Origin of the sequence: Chryseobacterium candidae, assembly GCF_004916905.1 — a bacterium.
Taxonomy (GTDB): Bacteria; Bacteroidota; Bacteroidia; order Flavobacteriales; family Weeksellaceae; genus Chryseobacterium; species Chryseobacterium candidae.
In genome coordinates this window covers 136581-155417 of record NZ_SDLV01000006.1, presented here as the reverse complement: position 1 = coordinate 155417, position 18837 = coordinate 136581, and the positions used below count along the sequence as shown (strand labels likewise).

The window sequence follows — 18837 nt, the reverse complement described above, 5'->3', positions numbered from 1 at the left end:
TAATATATTTAAAAAAAATAATCAACAAGTTATACTAAAACACAAACACTAACCAACAATTCACACAAATACTCACTTTTCATACATTCGTTTACATTCATAATCTCTCATAACAAAAACAATATATTCATATTAATAAATTAATATATGCATTACAATAATTAAAAAAATAAAAAATCATTTCTACCCATACCTTCAAAATAGAACAATAATAAAAAGTACCCTGGGAAAATTTCCCCAGGGTACTTTTTATTTAAAATATCTATATTTAAAACTTATAAGCAATATTCCATGCAAATCCCATATTAAACTTCGAAGAACTTTTTCCAAAACCCGGAACAATCATCGGAGAGATATCATCCTGTTTGGAAGTGTATACCATATATCTTGGCTGAAGATTTACATCTATATAAAAATTGGAGCTGAATAACTGCACCCTTCCTCCTATAGTTCCTTCCAGCCAAAAAGAAGACTGAGAGGATGAGGGAAATGCTTCAGAGGAGTTACTTCCACCAAATCCACGAACGGGAACCGCCATATACTCCTGATTATAAAATGATCCTCCCACTTTTCCTCCTGCATAAAAACCGTTGAATTCATTTTCAGCATCTTTTGCGAGCATATAGAAAGCCCCCAACTTAACAAAGGGACCGTTTGCCTTGGCATCATATCCATTCTTCTGATATACGTTTTTCTCAAAACCGGCTTCTGCAATGGCATGAACATTTCCTCTGATTTTTGAAGAGATAAATCCCTGATATAGTTTTCTATCCGAAAAAAATCCGGCTCCGGTATTCAATACATCAAGGCCAACCATAAAATTAGGTTCATATTTTTCGTGAACCTTCTTCTCTGCTTCCTTTTTTTTGTCCTGAGCCCAGCTTATTATTCCAAAAAAACTAAAAAGAAAGGTAAAGATTAGTCTTGTCTTCATTCTCTATTTGATTTTGTCCGGCCTCCAGCTTTAGCACCGGATTAGGAGTTAACAATTCTGAACTTAAATTCTCATATGACTTTTTAATCCCGCATCCCGGAGATACATAAGTTGATTTTGTAGTATACTTAATCCTTACTTTAGATTCCGCACCCTTTTTGGTAAGTTTAAAATAAACGTCTGTATACGGTGAGCTGTCTACACGTAAAGGAATTAATCTGGAATCAATCTTTGCAACTCCTCCCAGATCTACCTTTCCGGCACCATAATCTACCGCAACATAGAGTGAATCCAGAGTCTTCTCTTTTCCACTATCCATCGACCTGAAGGCTACCTTCATTCTGGGGGTTCCTTCTCCGCTTTCACAAATATCATCGTCACCTCCACAGGAAAAAAGCATTCCTAAAAAGCAGATCGCTATGAGAAATTTAAAGTACTTCATATTAAGATTTCAAATTTAAATAAATTTATTTTTTAATCAGCAATGCAATATTCTCAACATGGTGTGTTTGCGGAAACATATCTACCGGTAAGATCTTCACTAAAGTATAATGTTCTTTCATCAATGCCAGATCTCTTGCCTGTGTTGCCGAATTACAGCTTACATAAACTACTTTTTCCGGTGAAAGCTTAAGAATCTGTTCTACCACCTTCTGATGCATTCCATCTCTTGGTGGATCTGTGATTAATACATCTGCTTTAGGGTGGTTTGCCATGAATTCGTCATTGAAAATATCTTTCATATCTCCACAATAGAATGTTGTGTTTGTCAATCCGTTCAATGCCGCATGTTCTATTGCTGCATCTATGGCTTCCTGTACAGATTCTATTCCGATGACCTGTTTTGCATTTCTTGCTACATACTGGGCGATTGTTCCAGTTCCTGTATAAAGATCATATACTACTTCATTGCCTTTCAGATCTGCAAATTCCAATGTTTTTCTGTATAGTTCCAATGCCTGTTTGTAGTTGGTTTGGAAGAATGATTTCGGCCCTATCTTAAAATGCAGCCCATCCATCTCTTCCATAAGATAACCTTCCCCGAAGTACACATTGATATTTAAATCATAAATAGAGTCATTCTGTTTAGGGTTGATGGCATATACCAACGTTTTAATCTGCGGAAATTTTTCTAATAAGAATTCAAAAAGCTTTTCTCTGTTTTCTTTTTCTTCTCTGTAAAGCTGGAAAAGAACCATCCACTCTCCTTTTGAGTTCTGTCTCATCATCAAGGTTCTAAGGAAACCTTCCTGATTTCTTACATCAAAGAAATCCAAGCCATTATTAACACCGTATTCTTTTACAGCCAGTCTTATAGCATTGGAAGGATCTTCCTGAAGGAAACACTCCTTCAAATCCAGGATTTTGCTCCACATCCCAGGAATATGAAAACCTAAAGCATCTTTGCTCCCGAAATTCTCTTCGGAACTGATTTCGTATTGAGTAAGCCATCTTGCGTTAGAGAAGGAAAACTCCATTTTGTTTCTATAAAAATACTGTTCTTCAGATCCCAGAATTGGCACGGTTACAAAGTCATCAATTCCTCCGATTCTTTTAATATTATTATATACTTCTTCCTGTTTAAAATCAAGCTGCTTTTCATAGCTCATATTCTGCCATTTGCATCCTCCGCAAGTACCAAAGTGGATACATTTAGGCTCTACTCTGTATGGTGATTTTTCAAGAACTTCAATTGCTTCGCCTTCATAATATTTTGACTTTGCTTTTTTCACTCTCACATTCACAATATCACCGGGAATTGCCCCGGAAACCATTACAGTTTTACCTTCGTCTGTTTTCCCTATTGCCACCCCTTTAGCTCCGGCTGTCAATAGTTTTATATTTTCAAGAACTAGATCTCTTTTTTTCTTCCTACTCATTCTAAAATTTTCTATTTTCCTAATTGAAACTTTTACGTCCCAGTTTGCAAAAATACAATAAAAAAAACCTTATCCGAAGATAAGGTTTCTATACTGTGTTAAAGTTTATTATTTTGTTGGAACCGGTTGTGGATTTGCCTGCTGTGGTGCTTGCTGCATAGCAGATGGATCAAGCTGCAGTTGTGGCTGCATTTGAGCATTCGGATCTACCTTCGGTGCGGAAAGACCTGTTTGTTTATCCAAAATAGTCACCAATTCCTGCTCACCAAGGTTTACAAAAGATCTGCTGGCAATTTTACCATCTTTATCAATAATTACAAAACAAGGTAATTTGAATCCGTATACCCCATATTTCTTAGCGATATCTGAGTTCAATCCTCCTTCTCCGTAAACATTTACTCCCTGAATTCCTTTTAATAAAGAATTACTTGTTTTAATGAACTGATCTTTTGTATCATCCACATTTACAAATACAAAATTCATTTTAGATTTATAAAAGTTTACCACTTCTTTTAATACAGGTACTGTAGCTTCGCTGATGTAAGGATTCCATGAAGCGTAGAAGAATAACATATAAGGTTTCCCTTTGTTTTCAGAAAGCTTGTAAGCTTTTCCGTCTTGTTTTGCTAAAGCTGCTTCTGGAGCTGCTTCTCCGATTTTAAGTCCTGTAATAGCTACCTGCATTTTTAAAAGGTCACTTTTAATAGTAGCATCTTTAATATCTGAATCGATGATCTTTTTAATCTTGTCGATATTGGCAGCCGGACTCGTTGGGTGAATATCAGCCTGAGCCATTACAAATGCAAGAAGATAATCTTTTGTTGTTTGAGATAAATCTTTTTTAGTTTTCAAATACTGAGCGAACATCTCAGAAGTTGTAATCCCTGTTTTTCCTTTGCTGTTTGCTTCCGCATACTTCTGGAAATCAGGAGTCATTTTTACAAGAAGATATTGTCTGTAAAGAGGGATAGTTTTCACCATTGCTTCTTTATCTGTTTCCAACTGGGTTTCATAATCTTTGAAAGCCTTAGATGCTTTGAAAGACGGATTTCCTGACATTGGACCGTGAGACATTTCATAGTTCGCAAGCAAGTTAAGAATGGTTACTTTGACATCGTTTTTTTTCCATTCTAATAATCCTTTGCTCGGATTATTTTTCTTAGCCAGGTCATCTACATTTTTATTAATATCTGCTTCAATTTTATGCATCCCTTTCAAGAATGCAGCTTCATCTCCTGCCATTAAAGCGCCTAAGTTAACTTTATTACCATACTCAGCTAAAAACTTCTGAGAAGCCGTAAGGAAATCATTGTTCTTTTTAGCATCTCCGGTAATTACATATTCATTTGGGAAAGTAGCTCCGTTTCCTGAGATATTCACTTTTTGTCCTCCTTCAAGATAAATCAGGCTTTGTCTGCCTGCGTAGTTGATTACGTACATCCCATCTTTAGGAGCATCAAAATTTCCTGAAAAGTTTCCGTCTTTATCCAGACCTATATTAATCAAAGGCAGGGTTCCTACTCCTGAAGCTTCTACAAATTCAATTCTTTCTAATGGTGAGCCTCCAGTAATTTTTCCTTTTACTTCTACTTTTTTTGAACAAGACATCACAAAGAATGTGATGATAAACAATAAAAGATATTTTTTCATTTCAATTTTTAATATTACACAAAAATAAGCTTTTTAGGGCTTGTTAATTCACTCTAATTATTTTTTTTAAAAATTTTATTATTACCGTTCAAAAGGGATATTCCAATTACGGAATACTGTCTTTTTGAAGGTAAAAAGTATTTGAAGGTCTTTTCAGAAAACGATTCAATTACCTTTCAAATATATACTTAATAAATAAAGAATAACGAAGATCAGTCAATAAGTTAACAAACTTTAACAGAGGTGTTAATTTCATAAAAAAATCGCCTCCAAAAGTGAAGGCGATTTTTTATGTATCTGAATCAATTCTATCCTTGATCTACAAGAGCAGCCATGTATTCTCTGTTCATTCTTGCGATGTTTTCAAGAGAAATACCTTTAGGACATTCTACTTCACATGCTCCGGTGTTTGAACAGTTTCCGAATCCTTCTTCGTCCATAGCTTTCACCATGTTCAGAACTCTTCTCTTAGCTTCTACTCTACCTTGTGGAAGTAATGCATACTGAGAAACTTTAGCTCCCACGAATAACATTGCAGATCCGTTTTTACATGTAGCTACACAAGCTCCACATCCGATACAAGCTGCTGCATCCATTGCTTTGTCTGCATCTTCTTTGGGAACAGGAATTGCGTTAGCATCTAATGTATTACCAGAAGTGTTCACAGAAATGAATCCTCCTGCTGCCATTACTCTGTCGAATGCGCTTCTGTCTACCATTAAGTCTTTGATAACAGGGAAAGCGGCACTTCTCCAGGGTTCAATAACGATCGTCTCTCCATCTTTGAACATTCTCATGTGAAGCTGACAAGTTGTAATCCCCGTATCAGGCCCATGAGCTCTACCATTGATGTAAAGAGAACACATCCCGCAGATTCCCTCACGACAGTCGTGGTCAAAAGCGATAGGTTCTTTTCCTTCGTTAATTAAATTTTCGTTCAGGATATCTAACATCTCTAAAAATGAAGAGTCTGTAGATACATCTGATATTTTATAAGTCTCAAACTGACCTTTAGATTTGTTGTTTTTTTGTCTCCAAATTTTCAGCGTAAGATGTAAGCCTTTTTTTGCACTCATAATTTTTTATTTATAGGTTGGAGATTATTTATTTTTTTCTGGTTTATCTGCATTTTCAAACTTCATATCTGAAGTAAGAACTGCAATTTTATTAGAGTTTCTACTTTTTAACTCCTTATATTTTTCCATTGCTTTTGCAATATTTTCAGACTTATCATCCTGTGATTTTTCGTATACTTTTTTAGTATCTCCTTTTATCACCTGATAAAAAAGCTTTTTATCTCTAAACTCTTTAGGGTTTAAAGGTTTAAGATTTACACCAGCAACAAAAGCCCCCATTTGTCCCTCTGCATTAATAACGTATACAGAATTAGGCTCCAAGTTAGCTTCAACATAATCTCTGTTTTCTGCACCGGCCCAAAACAAATGCTCACCTGGTTCACATTCATAAACCAGATATTTTCCACTTGAAATAGGTCCTAGAAAAAGATCTTTATCATAAATTCTGAAATTAACCAGTAAACCAGCTCCGGTTTTTAAAATATAAACTAATGATTTTCCCTCAGAAGGTTTATCAATAGCCTGAGTCGTAATTTTCTGAGCAACAACAGTAGAGAATCCAAAGAGAACTACAAAAAATAATAGTAATTTTTTTAAATTCTTCATACTATTTATAACTTCTAGTTTTAACCTCGATGTTATCATATATCAACTCTTCTTTATGCAACACTTCCGCGTTGATATCGTTTCCTTGATATTCCCAAGCTCCGACGTATTTGTAGTTTACGTCATCTCTTTCCGCTTCTCCGTCCGGAGTTGAATGGTCTTCACGGAAATGTCCACCACAAGATTCGTTTCTGTGTAGTGCATCGATAGCCATTAATTGCCCAAGTTCCAGGAAGTCTGCTACTCTGAATGCTTTTTCAAGCTCAGTGTTCATTCCTTCTCCTTCCCCAGGTACTTTTACATTTTTCCAGAAGTCATTTCTTACTTCTTCGATTTCTTTGATTGCTTCTCTCAAACCTTCAGGAGTTCTGCCCATACCTACCTTGTTCCACATGATGTGTCCCAGTTTTTTATGGAAATGATCTACTGAATGAGTTCCTTTATTGTTTAAGAAGAAATCAATTTTTTCTTTAATTCCTTTCTCAGCCTCGTCAAAAGGTGCTGAATTAGTAGGAATAGCTCCTGTTCTGATATCTGCAGAAAGGTAATCTGCAATCGTATAAGGAAGTACAAAATATCCGTCAGCAAGCCCCTGCATCAATGCAGATGCCCCCAATCTGTTTGCCCCGTGATCTGAGAAGTTAGCCTCACCAATTACGAAACATCCAGGGATTGTAGACTGAAGGTTATAATCAACCCAAACACCACCCATGGTATAGTGAACCGCAGGATAGATCTTCATTGGAGTTTTGTAAGGATCATCAGCGGTAATTTTCTCGTACATTACGAATAAGTTACCATACTTCTCCTCAACCCACTTCTTACCAAGATCATAGATCTGCTGATCTGTAGGATTATGAATATGTTTTTCAATAGCGGCTTCTTTACCTTTTTTCATGATCTCTGTAGAGAAATCAAGGTAAACACCTTCCTGAGTATCATTATTTTCAATTCCGAATCCGGCATCACATCTTTCCTTAGCTGCTCTGGAAGCAACGTCTCTAGGTACAAGGTTACCGAATGCAGGGTATCTTCTTTCCAAATAATAATCTCTATCTTCTTCTTTAATATTTTCAGGTCTTAATTTGCCTTCTCTGATCGCTACTGAATCTTCAATTTTCTTAGGAACCCAGATTCTTCCTGAGTTTCTTAGTGATTCAGACATCAAAGTCAGTTTAGACTGCTGTGTTCCGTGAACAGGAATACAAGTAGGGTGAATCTGTACGTAGCATGGGTTTGCAAAGTAAGCTCCTTTCTTGTGAATTTTCCATGCCGCAGAAACGTTGGATCCCATTGCATTGGTAGAAAGGAAGTATACGTTCCCGTATCCTCCTGAAGCAATTACCACTGCGTGAGCAGAGTGTCTCTCAATTTCACCTGTTACAAGATTTCTTGCGATAATCCCTCTTGCTTTTCCGTCAACAATAACAAGATCTAACATCTCATGACGGTTGTACATCTTAATTCTTCCTTTACCGATCTGACGGCTCATTGCAGAATAAGCACCTAATAATAACTGCTGTCCGGTTTGTCCTTTTGCATAGAACGTTCTTTTTACCTGAACCCCACCAAATGAACGGTTATCCAGCTGACCGCCGTAATCTCTCCCGAAAGGAACCCCCTGGGAAACACACTGGTCAATAATATTAGCGGAAACTTCAGCTAATCTGTAAACGTTGGCCTCTCTTGCTCTATAGTCACCACCTTTGATGGTATCATAGAATAATCTGTAAGTAGAGTCACCGTCTCCCTGATAATTCTTCGCTGCGTTGATCCCTCCCTGAGCGGCAATGGAGTGCGCTCTTCTTGGAGAATCCTGGTAGCAGAATGCTTTTACGTTATATCCCTGCTCAGCCAATGTAGCTGCAGCAGAACCTCCTGCCAAACCTGTACCTACAACAATAATATCAATCTTGTCTCTGTTGTTTGGGGCAACAAGGTTCATATGGTCTTTATGATTTTTCCACTTGTCTTTAAGAGGACCCGCTGGAATTCTTGAATCTAATTTACTCATATTAGTATATTGATATTATTGAGTTATAAAATGGAAAACTGCTACGATGATAAATCCTGCAGGAATAAGGATTGAATACCATGTTCCGAAAGCTTTGATCACCGGCGTATATTTTGGATGTCTTGCTCCGATAGACTGGAATGAAGACTGGAATCCGTGAGCTAAGTGTAATCCTAGCAGAACAAAAGAAATTACATATAAAGCCACTCTCCAAAGATCGGCAAACTTCTCATGAAGTTCCGGCCAGAAACGTTCTGCATCAGGAGTCAATCCTTCTACATACTTATAATTCATTTCATGTAACCAGAAATCATATAAGTGAAGCGCCAGGAACGCTAAGATAACAGCACCTGAAATAATCATATTTCTGGACATCCATGAAGAATTCACTGATGCGTTGTTTGTTGCATACTTTACCGGACGCGCTTTATTATTCTTGATCTCAAGCACAAATCCCATTACAAAATGGAAAATTACTGCAAAACCAAGAATAGGCTGCATTAAGAACTGCACAAAAGGATTATAGCCCATAAAGTCAGATGCTGTATTAAATGCATCTTTGTTTAGAACTGATAACAAATTGGTCGTCAAATGCAGTATAAGAAAAATCAGCAAAAATAGAGCTGATAATGCCATAGCATATTTTCTACCTATCGTAGAACTCGTTAAACCTGCCATATAAGTTTAAATTTGAATTTCTACAAAATTAAGAAAGTTTAACAATATCGAAAAGTGAGAAATCTCACAAATAGGCAGTTTGTAATCTTTCTAAATAAGAATTTTATCCATTATAGATACAGGAAAATGGCTAAATTAAGAACCATCATTTCAGATCGTAAGTTTTATTCCTGAAAACTACTTTTTGAACAGAGGAAGACATGTGTTTTATCTCAAAATGATCTACTCTCCTGGAAGCACAATAGGGATTGACTATATACTGTAAAATCTTCGTCTTATTTTTCATATCCGAAATCCAGAAACATACTCTGTTATTATTTTTTACGGAAAAAATTTTGTTTTTATAAAAATGATGGACCAATATCTCTTCTTTCTGATTTTCAAATGCAGTGCTTCCGGTTCTTATCACCAGAAATAGTAATGCTGCTGTCACCAGCCTTATCCTGTTTTTAAAATTGAAATTCAGAATAACGGGTCTTAGTAAATATACAAAAACTGATGCTGACATCACTTCTATCCCATTCATTGGGATATTGTCAAAAAACAACAGATCAATCTCAGCAAACCAATGGATTATCTTCAGTAAAACATAAATAACCTCATCATACATTCCATTTATAAATTCAAAATCAACTCCAAAAGAAATAAGACCCGTCATTATAAATGAGAAAACGATAATGATCTCAGAAAAAGGGACAATAACAACATTAGCAATGATTGATATGAATGAAAACTGATGAAAATAATACAAGACCAGGGGAAGGGTTGCCAGCTGTGCCGATAACGATATTGCAATGGTATTAAACAAAAGTTTTTTGACATAATTATCCTGTTTCGGAAAGTATTTCAACAGAGGCTGGTTCAGCCAATATATTCCCAAAACAGCCAAAAAGCTAAGCTGAAACCCCACATCAAAAAGCTGCTGTGTATCTCCGGTTAGAATAAAAAAAGCAGACAAGGCTAATGAGTGAAGCAGGTCCGGTTTCCGCTGAAGGAGGACAAAAATAAAATAAACACTCAACATGATGCAGGAACGCAATACTGAATTACCAAATCCAATAAAAACAGCAAACAGCCATATAAAAACCAAACTGAAAACAACAGCATATTTTCTGAATTGTAAAGGAGTAAAACGAATCAGAAAAAAATAGAACATCCCGAAAATAACCACAATATGAGTTCCGGAAATAGCAAGAAAATGAACCAGCCCTGATCTATTGAAATCTCTAACAGTGTCTGCATCAATCTCCGTCCGATCTGCCAGAATAATACCTTTCAGAAATTCTTGGTTTTTTTCCGAAATTTCTGTTTTATCTATTTTCTTAAGAACTTCAAACCTATACTGCCTAAGCTGATCTGCCAACGTTAAGTCATTCCGTTCTGCACATACAATTTCTTTTGAAAGATAAACCTGATAATCAATATGCTTCCTTTTCAGATATTGAGCATAATTGAACTGAAAATCATGTGATGGTGCCTTAGGCTGCGCAATATAAGCCTCGGCTTTGTAGTAATGAATAAAATCCAGCTCTTTACTCTCTTTTGGAACATAGAAAATTGAATTAAAACCTGTATTTCCCATCTGTGCAATGCCTTCGTATTTTCTATATTTTCCTGAAGAATTTAATTTCTGAGAGATTTTAAATATAAGCGTTTCATTTTTCTTGATAGGAAACTTTCCGTCCAGCAAATTCGTATTATAGAAATGAAGAATAATTCCTGCACCAAACAGCAGAAGCATCAGAAAAACTGTTTTGGTTTTATGCAGAAGATAAGAATGAAAGCAGATTAAAATCAACAATATTGAGCAGATTATTCCAACTCTACCAACAATGGTATCTGACAATACCACCTTATCCTGAAAAAGAATTCCAAGAATAAAGCATATTGCCAGAATAAGAAGAGGCTGTTTGTTCAAAATCCATTAATTATCCTTTTAAAATAAGCAATGAATTGGGAAATTCATGATCTCTTTAAAAACTAAAAAAGCGTTCTGCCTTCATTAAAAATGTCAACAGAACGCTTAATTTTATTCTTTAAAAATAATATTTGAAAGTATACTATCTTTTTTTCAGAAATCTATCCGTCAATCGCTTTGTTTCTTTGATATAAAATAAAGGATCTTTCCCATAATCTTCATATTTGAAATCACCGGCTTTTTTAGGAACAGCAGGCTCTATTTGTGTTCCTTCATGCCATTCGTTGAATGATGTAATGCCAATGAATTCCGGATTTACTTTAATGGCAGCATCAAACATTTTCTCATAATATTTTCCATTGTCTCTGCTTTTGAAGTTCGCTTCATTCCACGGACGGATTCTTGTATCGGAATAACCAGGGCCCACACAAGGAATAAAAATCAGATGGTGATCTTTAGCGAAGTTTGCCATAAAATCCCAATTAGCCGTTGTACTTCCGTATACAAATCCTTCGCTGGCAAAATAGGTATAGAAACCATCAAAACCTGAGGAATCAAAAAATTCAGCATTATTTTTTTCAACCCAAAGTCCGATATAAAGAGCATCTAAATCTGTATTTCTGATGGTCTTTTCTCCATTTTCAGACAACATTTTCACCCATTCTTCTTTAGGAATTTTATAACTGTCATACACATAAAACAAAGGCTTTCCTTCTTTTTTATAAAAAGCATGATGACTGGAATACGTTTTTACCAGATAAGAAAGCTGTTCTTTTAATTCTGATATATTTTTATAGAATGGCTCAATATGAAAGGCTATTTTTAAATCAAAACGGTCTGCAATATCCAGATATTTGGCAAGACTTTTATCCGTGAACGAATCTTTTCCCAGCCAGCTTACAACAACCACTCCTACTCCGGAGTCTTTGATCATTTTCATATGCTGTTCAATGATTTTCGGATCATTGGAACTGTAATTGCCAAGGGCCGGATAAAAATTAGCTCCGATATCATCTCCTCCTTTATGATGTCCCAGATTATTCCACTTCGGGTTGCTCCAGTGAGGAAGGATTTCGTGATTCCAGTGCTGATAATCTCCGTCCGTTGCCGGATTGGCGTACCAGCCGTAATAAAATATCTGAACTTTATCTCTTTCAGTATTCTGCTGGGCAAAACTGTTTGAGAAAAACAATGTAAAAGTTAGTAATAACAGAAAACGGTTACAATAATTCATAGTTAAAAATTAAATGATCAGAAACTCAGTACGAACTATACTTTCAATATCACTTCAGCAGCATGATCGCTGGCTCCTTTTCCGCCAAGCTTTTCTCTCAGAAGATGATAGTCATTCAGAACCTGTTCCCTTTTCTCACCTGACAAAATTTTATTGAGCTCTTCTACCAGATTTTTAGTATTCAGATCATTTTGAATTAATTCTTTTACCACTTCCCTGTCCATAATCAGATTAACCAGAGAAATATAATTGATATTTTTCACCAATCTTTTAGCAATGGCATAAGAAATTTTGCTTCCACGATAGCAAACTACTTCAGGGATATTCAGCAAAGCCGTTTCCAACGTAGCCGTTCCGGAAGTCACCAGAGCAGCTTTTGAACATCTCAGCAGATCATAGGTTTTATTAGAGACAAAATGAACATTATCATCTACATATTTCTGATAAAATTCTTTTGGAAGACTTGGTGCTCCGGCAATTACAAACTGATAATCTTTAAAGTGTGGTCTTACGGAAAGCATCATCTCAAGCATTTTTTCCACCTCTTGTTCTCTGGAACCCGGAAGCAATGCAATAATTTCTTTTTCGTTCAGCCCGTGTTCTGATTTGAAATTTTCAATACTGATTTCCTGGAGATCCGAAATAGCATCCAACAAAGGATGTCCTACAAAATGAGAATGAACACCGTGTTTTCTGTAAAAATCTTCTTCAAAAGGAAGAATCACCATCATTTCATCCACATATTTTTTGATAATTTCTACGCGGCCTTCCTTCCATGCCCAAAGCTGTGGAGAAATATAATAAATAACTTTAATTCCCAACTCTTTCGCAAATCTTGCGATTCTCAGATTGAATCCCGGATAATCTACCAAAATCAAGACATCAGGTCTGTTCTTCTGAATGTCGTCTTTACAGTATTTAATGTTATTCAGAATGGTACGGAGGTTCATCACTACTTCCAGAAATCCCATAAAAGCAAGATCACGGTAATGTTTCACCAAAGTTCCGCCCTGAGCTTTCATCAGGTCACCACCCCAAAATCTGAATTCCGCATGGGGATCTTTTTGTTTTAAAGCTTTCATCAGGTTGCTTCCATGCAAATCACCGGAAGCTTCTCCAGCAATAATATAATATTTCATTTCTATAGTAAGGATAGAGAACAAATTAAGACAGATATGATCTTAATTCGTAAATTTGTTCAAAGATAATGATAAAAAATGTCAGAAGAATTTGAAATCCGGAATAAAGTTGCAGAAAGCGGCCTTATCAATTTTGACCTTACCACTTTACTGCCAAAAGGGGAAAGAAAAGGTATTGACCTTAAAGATTTTCTTTTTCAGGAAATGATACTGAAAGAAAAAGATTTCCGCGAAAAGGTAGAGGCAATAGATACTGAACAATATAAAGATTCATACATATACATCTACAACTCTGTAGATACTATCATTCCTCTTTGGGCTTATTTCGTTTTAACCGCAAAACTTACAGATGTAGCGAAGAAAATAGTTTTTGGAAGCCGCGAGGATCTGGAAGTTATTTTAATGCACAATGCGATTCAGACTCATGATTTTGAGGAAATGAGAGGAAAAAGAGTCCTTGTAAAAGGATGTTCAGATAAAGAAATTCCCGAAAATGCTTATATTGAATTGGTAGAACAGCTAAAACCTATTGTAAAATCTCTGATGTTCGGAGAAGCATGTTCAAACGTTCCTATCATTAAAAACTAAAACCTTCTGAAGTACCATCCGAAACTTTAACAATAATTGTGAATGCCGGTCATTTTCTGAGACATATTTTTTGATAACTTTGGTTACTTAATACTTAACAAACACAAAAATGAGTTTAATTGACCTACTTACAGGGAACACAGGCAACCAGGTTGCTGAACAGGCTGAGAACAAATTCGGGATCAGCAAAAATCAGGTAATCGCCCTTTTGGCTGTTGCTACACCTCTTATCATTTCTTATCTTAGAAATAAATCTCAGGATGCTAAAGAAGCAGAAGCTTTAAATAATGCTTTAGATAAAGACCATAACGGCAGTATTTTAAATGATGCTTCACAAATTGAAGCAAGACAGGCAGAAGGAGGATCTATTCTTGATCATATCTTTGGCGGGCAAAAAAGTACTGTTGAAAACCAATTGTCACAAAATACAGGAATTTCAATTGACAAAATAGGTCCTATTCTTGCGATGCTTGCACCTGTAGTAATGGGTTATATCGGACAGCAGAAACAACAGAGTAATGTAGGAGCAGGCGGTTTGGGAGATCTTTTAGGAGGAATTCTTGGAAACGCTTCCAATCAGGCTCAAGCTCAGCAGTCTAACCCTTTGAATGACATTCTTGGAAGTGTTTTAGGAGGAGGACAATCTCAATCATCTGGAAATCCCCTGAACGATATACTTGGAAGTGTATTGGGCGGTGGTGGAAACCAACAACAAGGCGGCGGCGGATTAGGCAGCATCCTTGATAATATTCTGGGAGGTAAATAATTAATTTAATTTTCATAAAAAAGACCGGAGATCTGATCTTCGGTCTTTTTATTTTTGATTACTTTTTAGATTTTTCTTCAGAAGCTGTAAAAGATTTTGAGGCTTTTCTAGGTCTTCTTTTGCCGTAACTTCCGGAATTGATTTTTCCTCTTCTTGATTTTTTGTCTCCTTTTCCCATAGTATTAAGTATTTGTTGTTCTACGAATTTAAAAAATACAATATTAAAATCCAATTCATGAAGCTGTTAAAGTTTTATAAATTAGGAATGGAAGCTGGAAGAGGGAAGCTAGAAGTGACTATCAGGTTACTATTTTCAATTCTCAACCAGCAGATTACTTATCTTTTTTATTTTGTTACCAAAGGCTAGATTAAATATTTCAAACTACCAGTACCTCCTTCTTCCAGCTTTTTAAACTTTTATCGTCTTCCATTTTCCTTTTTTAAACAAGACAAAAGCAACAATGGTAATCAATGTTTCTGCTGCTGGGATTGAAATGAAAACACCTTTTGGACCCATATCAAGATACTTTGATAAAAAATAGGCAAGCGGAATCTGAAACAGCCAGAAACCAAAAAGATTAACCCAGGTGGGAGTCCATGTATCACCAGCTCCATTAAAAGCATTGATCATCACCATCCCGATTCCATAAAAAATAAACCCTATACTCATAATCTGAAGCGCATTTTTAGCGAAATCTTTAATGGCAGTTTCCTGAGTAAAAAAGCCTACTAAAAAGTTCCCCATAAAAAGAAAGATCAGACTTACGATCAACATAAAGATGACATTATACTTTACGGTTTTCATTACGGACTGCTCTGCTCTCAGCATTTCATTTGCTCCCATATTCTGCCCTACCAATGTAGACGCAGCATTACTCAAACCCCAGGCAGGAAGCATAAAGAACATCATCAGTCTCAAAGCGGTCTGATAACCTGCCGACGCATTCTCTCCTCCTGTGGTCGCTACCAGCTCCGCAAGGAAAATCCAGCTGCACGAGGCAATGACAAACTGAAAAATACCGGGAGTTGCAATTTTTATAATAGATTTGATTAATCCGTAATTCGGTTTAAAATAAGGAAGTTTAATTCTTATCTGAGTATCGGCTACTAAAAGATGGTACAACTGATAAATAACACCAATGCTGCGTCCTATTGTTGTTGCCAAAGCAGCTCCTGTTAATCCCAAAGCCGGAACAGGTCCTAAGCCTTTTATCAGAAACGGACAGAGAAAAATGTTGGCAATATTCGCTATCCATAAGCTTTTCATCGCAATCATCGCATTTCCCGCTCCTCTGAAAATTCCATTAATTAAAAATAGAAGCATAATGATTGTACTGCTTCCCATCATAATTCTGGTAAAATTCTTTCCATAAGCAGCTGCTTCCGGTTTTGACCCCATCAGAATCAGAATTTCTTCAGCAAAGATTACTCCTAGTAAACTTAAAACAAAAGTAATAGCAAACGAAACGAGTAATACCTGCGCCGCACTTCTGGAAGCCTGTTCCGGATTTTTTTCACCAATTCGTCTTGCCACCAACGCTGTGGCTGCCATACTCATTCCAATCGCAATAGAATACATTATGGAAAGTACAGATTCCGTAAGTCCTACAGTCTGGATAGCAAATCCGCTTTCTTTCAGATGGCCGACAAAATAAAGATCCACAAGCGCAAATACAGATTCCATTGCCATTTCAAGCATCATGGGAATTGCTAAAAGCAGCACAGCACTCCTGATATTCACTTTCGTAAAATCAGTTTCTTCACCGCTGAATGCTTTTTTCAAAAATTCAATATATTTTGTCATTTCGCAATTAATATTTTATGTAATCCCAAAAATACAAATCCAATTATTAGAAAAACTTAGCAATTGGTAATAAAATTTAATTTAGATTTGTATATTCTTAAAAATTATCCTTATGAAAAAAATAATCTCTACTACTTTTCTATTTGGAATGTTACTGTCCGGCAGCATGTTCTCTGCCCAGAAGATGAGTCAGGAAAAGATGAAAGCCATTTATTCTGATGATGTAGCAACATTTAAAAAACAGTTTGCTCCGGGAGATTACAACAAATGTTTCCTTGTTGGGAATATACTTTATTCACCTCTTGGTTTCAGTGTAATGTCTGACAGAAAGAATATTATCAACTTCCTTTTGGATAACAAAGCGAATGTGAATAAAAAATGTCAGAATAAAACTCCTCTTGAAGTAGCTGATGAAACAAAAGGCAGTGAAGAAGTAAAGAGAATTCTGATCGCAAAAGGTGGTAACAGAATCTAAAAACAATATATGAAACTTCCGAAAGGAAGTTTTTTTTATTTATAAAACCTGCAAAAATCTTATCTTTGCCAACGAAAAATTCAAGGTCCGGAATTGGACCTTAAACATTGAACTTTAAACAAATAATTATGTTTCGATCACACACCAACGGAGAGCTATCTCTGAAAAATCTGAATGAAGAAGTTACACTATCAGGATGGGTACAGACTATCCGTGATAAAGGATTTATGATTTGGGTAGATCTTCGGGATCGTTACGGAATTACCCAGCTGGTTTTTGATCAGGAGCGTTCTTCTGCACAATTGATGGAAGAAGCTAAAAAACTGGGCCGTGAATTTGTAATTCAGGCTACCGGAAGAGTTATTGAAAGAGTAAGCAAAAACCCTAATATTCCCACCGGGGAAATTGAAATTCTGGTAGAAAAACTGACGATTCTGAACGATTCTCAGCTTCCACCTTTCACCATTGAGGATGAAACAGACGGAGGTGAAGAATTAAGAATGAAATACCGTTACCTGGATATCAGAAGAAATCCGGTAAAAGATAAACTGATCTTCCGCCACAAAATGGCGCAGAAAGTAAGAAATTATTTATCTGAAGAAGGTTTCATTGAAGTGGAAACCCCTGTTTTGATCAAATCTACTCCGGAAGGAGCAAGAGACTTTGTGGTACCAAGCAGAATGAATCCCGGACAGTTTTATGCATTGCCACAATCTCCACAAACTTTCAAACAGCTTTTGATGGTAGGTGGAATGGATAAATATTTCCAGATCGTAAAATGTTTCCGTGATGAGGATTTAAGAGCAGACAGACAGCCGGAGTTTACACAAATCGACTGTGAAATGGCTTTCGTAGAGCAGGAAGACGTTATGAACGTATTCGAAGGAATGACTAAAACGCTTTTAAAAGATATTACAGGTCAGGAATTCGGAGATTTCCCAAGAATGACTTTCGCAGATGCGATGAGAAAATACGGAAACGACAAACCGGATATCCGTTTCGGAATGGAGTTCGTAGAACTGAATGAACTGGTAAAAGGAAAAGACTTCAAGATATTTGATGATGCTGAATTAGTAGTCGGGATCAATGTAGAAGGATGTGCGGAATATACGAGAAAACAAATCGATGAACTTGTTGATTGGGTTAAACGTCCTCAGATCGGAGCATCGGGAATGGTTTGGGTAAAATTCCAGAATGATGGTGTAAAAACCTCATCGGTAAATAAATTCTACAACGAAGAAGATTTAGCAAAGATCATCGAAAAATTCGGAGCCAAAGAAGGAGATTTAATGTTGATTCTTTCCGGAAACGAAAATAAAGTAAGAGCTCAGCTTTCTGCTTTGAGAATGGAACTTGGAAACCGTTTGGGATTAAGAAAAGGAAACGAATTTGCACCACTATGGGTAGTTGACTTCCCTCTATTGGAATTTGATGAAGAAAGTGGACGTTACCATGCAATGCACCACCCTTTCACGTCTCCAAAAACTGAAGATATCCATTTATTGGAAACAGATCCCGGAAAAGCAAGAGCTAATGCTTACGATATGGTTCTGAACGGAAACGAAATCGGTGGAGGATCGATCAGAATTTTTGACAGAGATCTTCAGTCTAAAATGTTTGATTTATTAGGATTTACCAGAGAAGAAGCTGAAGCTCAGTTTGGATTCCTGATGAATGCCTTCAAATACGGAGCACCGCCACATGGAGGACTGGCATTCGGATTTGACCGTTTGGTAGCGATTCTTGACGGAAACGAAGTAATCAGAGATTATATCGCATTCCCTAAGAACAATTCAGGACGAGATGTAATGATCGATGCACCAGCTTCTATTGCTGATGCACAGCTTGACGAACTGGAGTTACAATTGAATTTAAAAGCATAAATGTAAGCGGGGTATTTGCCCCGCTTTTTTTATATCCCGAATTACAGGCATCTTCAATGTAATTCTTCCAAAAATACATATTCATGATACAGTATTACCTGAACGTCATGACCTTACAAATTTCAGTATACTTTATTAATTTATCAATAAAATAGTCTTTATGCTAGTATAAAATACAGTTTACAGCATCAT

18 protein-coding genes are annotated in these 18837 nt (G+C 36.3%); 5 read left to right on the top strand and 13 right to left on the bottom strand.

Features of this window, described 5'->3' with window-relative positions; translation table 11 throughout:
- Nucleotides 1-268: 268 nt before the first annotated feature.
- From EK417_RS04275 to lpxB, 11 genes are all read right to left on the bottom strand, one after another.
- Nucleotides 269-934, bottom strand: coding sequence for a DUF6048 family protein (locus tag EK417_RS04275; protein WP_076594960.1), 666 nt, complete (start codon nucleotides 932-934; stop codon nucleotides 269-271).
- Nucleotides 900-1376 carry a DUF6452 family protein gene (locus EK417_RS04270; protein ID WP_076594959.1) on the bottom strand — a complete coding sequence of 159 codons (477 nt, stop codon included), beginning with the start codon at nucleotides 1374-1376 and terminating at the stop codon, nucleotides 900-902. Before EK417_RS04270 ends, EK417_RS04275 begins: the two co-directional genes overlap by 35 nt.
- 25 nt (nucleotides 1377-1401) lie before the next feature.
- Nucleotides 1402-2814, bottom strand: a complete 1413-nt coding sequence (gene rlmD / locus EK417_RS04265; protein WP_136521418.1) for a 23S rRNA (uracil(1939)-C(5))-methyltransferase RlmD — start codon at nucleotides 2812-2814, stop codon at nucleotides 1402-1404.
- A 108-nt stretch (nucleotides 2815-2922) separates the two neighbouring features.
- Nucleotides 2923-4464: a TlpA family protein disulfide reductase gene (locus tag EK417_RS04260; RefSeq protein ID WP_136521417.1), complete on the bottom strand. Its 1542-nt coding sequence runs from the start codon at nucleotides 4462-4464 to the stop codon at nucleotides 2923-2925.
- Nucleotides 4465-4772: 308 nt separating this feature from the next.
- Nucleotides 4773-5540: a succinate dehydrogenase/fumarate reductase iron-sulfur subunit gene (locus EK417_RS04255; RefSeq protein WP_065399437.1), complete on the bottom strand. Its 768-nt coding sequence runs from the start codon at nucleotides 5538-5540 to the stop codon at nucleotides 4773-4775.
- 24 nt (nucleotides 5541-5564) lie between these two features.
- The gene (locus EK417_RS04250; protein WP_181416167.1) at nucleotides 5565-6146 is read right to left on the bottom strand and encodes a hypothetical protein; all 582 of its coding nucleotides are present in this window, start codon (nucleotides 6144-6146) and stop codon (nucleotides 5565-5567) included.
- Between the two features lies 1 nt (nucleotide 6147).
- Nucleotides 6148-8160, bottom strand: coding sequence for a fumarate reductase/succinate dehydrogenase flavoprotein subunit (locus tag EK417_RS04245; protein ID WP_076594955.1), 2013 nt, complete (start codon nucleotides 8158-8160; stop codon nucleotides 6148-6150).
- 15 nt (nucleotides 8161-8175) lie between these two features.
- Nucleotides 8176-8838 carry a succinate dehydrogenase cytochrome b subunit gene (locus EK417_RS04240; protein ID WP_136521416.1) on the bottom strand — a complete coding sequence of 221 codons (663 nt, stop codon included), beginning with the start codon at nucleotides 8836-8838 and terminating at the stop codon, nucleotides 8176-8178.
- A gap of 145 nt (nucleotides 8839-8983) precedes the next feature.
- Nucleotides 8984-10756 (bottom strand): ComEC/Rec2 family competence protein, encoded by a 1773-nt coding sequence (locus tag EK417_RS04235; protein WP_136521415.1) that lies wholly within the window; start codon nucleotides 10754-10756, stop codon nucleotides 8984-8986.
- Between the two features lie 142 nt (nucleotides 10757-10898).
- The gene (locus EK417_RS04230; RefSeq protein ID WP_136521414.1) at nucleotides 10899-11990 is read right to left on the bottom strand and encodes a glycoside hydrolase family 99 protein; all 1092 of its coding nucleotides are present in this window, start codon (nucleotides 11988-11990) and stop codon (nucleotides 10899-10901) included.
- Between the two features lie 35 nt (nucleotides 11991-12025).
- Nucleotides 12026-13129 (bottom strand): lipid-A-disaccharide synthase, encoded by a 1104-nt coding sequence (lpxB, locus tag EK417_RS04225; RefSeq protein ID WP_110368365.1) that lies wholly within the window; start codon nucleotides 13127-13129, stop codon nucleotides 12026-12028.
- A gap of 78 nt (nucleotides 13130-13207) precedes the next feature.
- On the opposite strand from lpxB, the gene EK417_RS04220 reads away from it, so the two are divergent.
- Complete coding sequence (locus EK417_RS04220; RefSeq protein WP_076594950.1) at nucleotides 13208-13717, top strand: DUF2480 family protein; 510 nt, start codon at nucleotides 13208-13210, stop codon at nucleotides 13715-13717.
- A gap of 109 nt (nucleotides 13718-13826) precedes the next feature.
- On the top strand, nucleotides 13827-14483 hold the full coding sequence (locus tag EK417_RS04215) for a DUF937 domain-containing protein (protein ID WP_136521413.1): 657 nt from the start codon (nucleotides 13827-13829) through the stop codon (nucleotides 14481-14483).
- Nucleotides 14484-14541: 58 nt separating this feature from the next.
- Here the strand turns inward: EK417_RS04215 and EK417_RS04210 are convergent, their stop codons facing one another.
- Nucleotides 14542-14661 carry a 30S ribosomal protein THX gene (locus tag EK417_RS04210; protein WP_076594948.1) on the bottom strand — a complete coding sequence of 40 codons (120 nt, stop codon included), beginning with the start codon at nucleotides 14659-14661 and terminating at the stop codon, nucleotides 14542-14544.
- A 57-nt stretch (nucleotides 14662-14718) separates the two neighbouring features.
- On the opposite strand from EK417_RS04210, the gene EK417_RS21505 reads away from it, so the two are divergent.
- Nucleotides 14719-14850: a hypothetical protein gene (locus EK417_RS21505; protein WP_262484558.1), complete on the top strand. Its 132-nt coding sequence runs from the start codon at nucleotides 14719-14721 to the stop codon at nucleotides 14848-14850.
- Nucleotides 14851-14892: 42 nt separating this feature from the next.
- On the opposite strand, the gene EK417_RS04205 is transcribed toward EK417_RS21505, so the two are convergent.
- Nucleotides 14893-16287: an MATE family efflux transporter gene (locus EK417_RS04205; protein ID WP_136521412.1), complete on the bottom strand. Its 1395-nt coding sequence runs from the start codon at nucleotides 16285-16287 to the stop codon at nucleotides 14893-14895.
- A 112-nt stretch (nucleotides 16288-16399) separates the two neighbouring features.
- Here EK417_RS04205 and EK417_RS04200 point away from each other — a divergent pair, with 112 nt between their 5' ends.
- Together EK417_RS04200 and aspS are read left to right on the top strand one after the other, a co-directional pair.
- Nucleotides 16400-16762, top strand: coding sequence for an ankyrin repeat domain-containing protein (locus EK417_RS04200; RefSeq protein ID WP_110368361.1), 363 nt, complete (start codon nucleotides 16400-16402; stop codon nucleotides 16760-16762).
- Between the two features lie 128 nt (nucleotides 16763-16890).
- Complete coding sequence (gene aspS / locus EK417_RS04195) at nucleotides 16891-18645, top strand: aspartate--tRNA ligase (RefSeq protein ID WP_076594945.1); 1755 nt, start codon at nucleotides 16891-16893, stop codon at nucleotides 18643-18645.
- Nucleotides 18646-18837 lie beyond the last annotated feature (192 nt).

Coding starts and splice junctions, on each gene's coding strand:
- EK417_RS04270 (WP_076594959.1), bottom strand. CDS start 1,376: ATGAAGTACTTTAAATTTCTCATAGCGATCTGCTTTTTAGGAATGCTT.
- EK417_RS04245 (WP_076594955.1), bottom strand. CDS start 8,160: ATGAGTAAATTAGATTCAAGAATTCCAGCGGGTCCTCTTAAAGACAAG.
- EK417_RS04260 (WP_136521417.1), bottom strand. CDS start 4,464: ATGAAAAAATATCTTTTATTGTTTATCATCACATTCTTTGTGATGTCT.
- aspS (WP_076594945.1), top strand. CDS start 16,891: ATGTTTCGATCACACACCAACGGAGAGCTATCTCTGAAAAATCTGAAT.
- EK417_RS04205 (WP_136521412.1), bottom strand. CDS start 16,287: ATGACAAAATATATTGAATTTTTGAAAAAAGCATTCAGCGGTGAAGAA.
- EK417_RS04240 (WP_136521416.1), bottom strand. CDS start 8,838: ATGGCAGGTTTAACGAGTTCTACGATAGGTAGAAAATATGCTATGGCA.
- EK417_RS04275 (WP_076594960.1), bottom strand. CDS start 934: ATGAAGACAAGACTAATCTTTACCTTTCTTTTTAGTTTTTTTGGAATA.
- EK417_RS04220 (WP_076594950.1), top strand. CDS start 13,208: ATGTCAGAAGAATTTGAAATCCGGAATAAAGTTGCAGAAAGCGGCCTT.
- EK417_RS04230 (WP_136521414.1), bottom strand. CDS start 11,990: ATGAATTATTGTAACCGTTTTCTGTTATTACTAACTTTTACATTGTTT.
- EK417_RS04255 (WP_065399437.1), bottom strand. CDS start 5,540: ATGAGTGCAAAAAAAGGCTTACATCTTACGCTGAAAATTTGGAGACAA.
- EK417_RS04215 (WP_136521413.1), top strand. CDS start 13,827: ATGAGTTTAATTGACCTACTTACAGGGAACACAGGCAACCAGGTTGCT.
- EK417_RS04210 (WP_076594948.1), bottom strand. CDS start 14,661: ATGGGAAAAGGAGACAAAAAATCAAGAAGAGGAAAAATCAATTCCGGA.
- EK417_RS04200 (WP_110368361.1), top strand. CDS start 16,400: ATGAAAAAAATAATCTCTACTACTTTTCTATTTGGAATGTTACTGTCC.
- EK417_RS21505 (WP_262484558.1), top strand. CDS start 14,719: ATGAAGCTGTTAAAGTTTTATAAATTAGGAATGGAAGCTGGAAGAGGG.
- EK417_RS04250 (WP_181416167.1), bottom strand. CDS start 6,146: ATGAAGAATTTAAAAAAATTACTATTATTTTTTGTAGTTCTCTTTGGA.
- lpxB (WP_110368365.1), bottom strand. CDS start 13,129: ATGAAATATTATATTATTGCTGGAGAAGCTTCCGGTGATTTGCATGGA.
- rlmD (WP_136521418.1), bottom strand. CDS start 2,814: ATGAGTAGGAAGAAAAAAAGAGATCTAGTTCTTGAAAATATAAAACTA.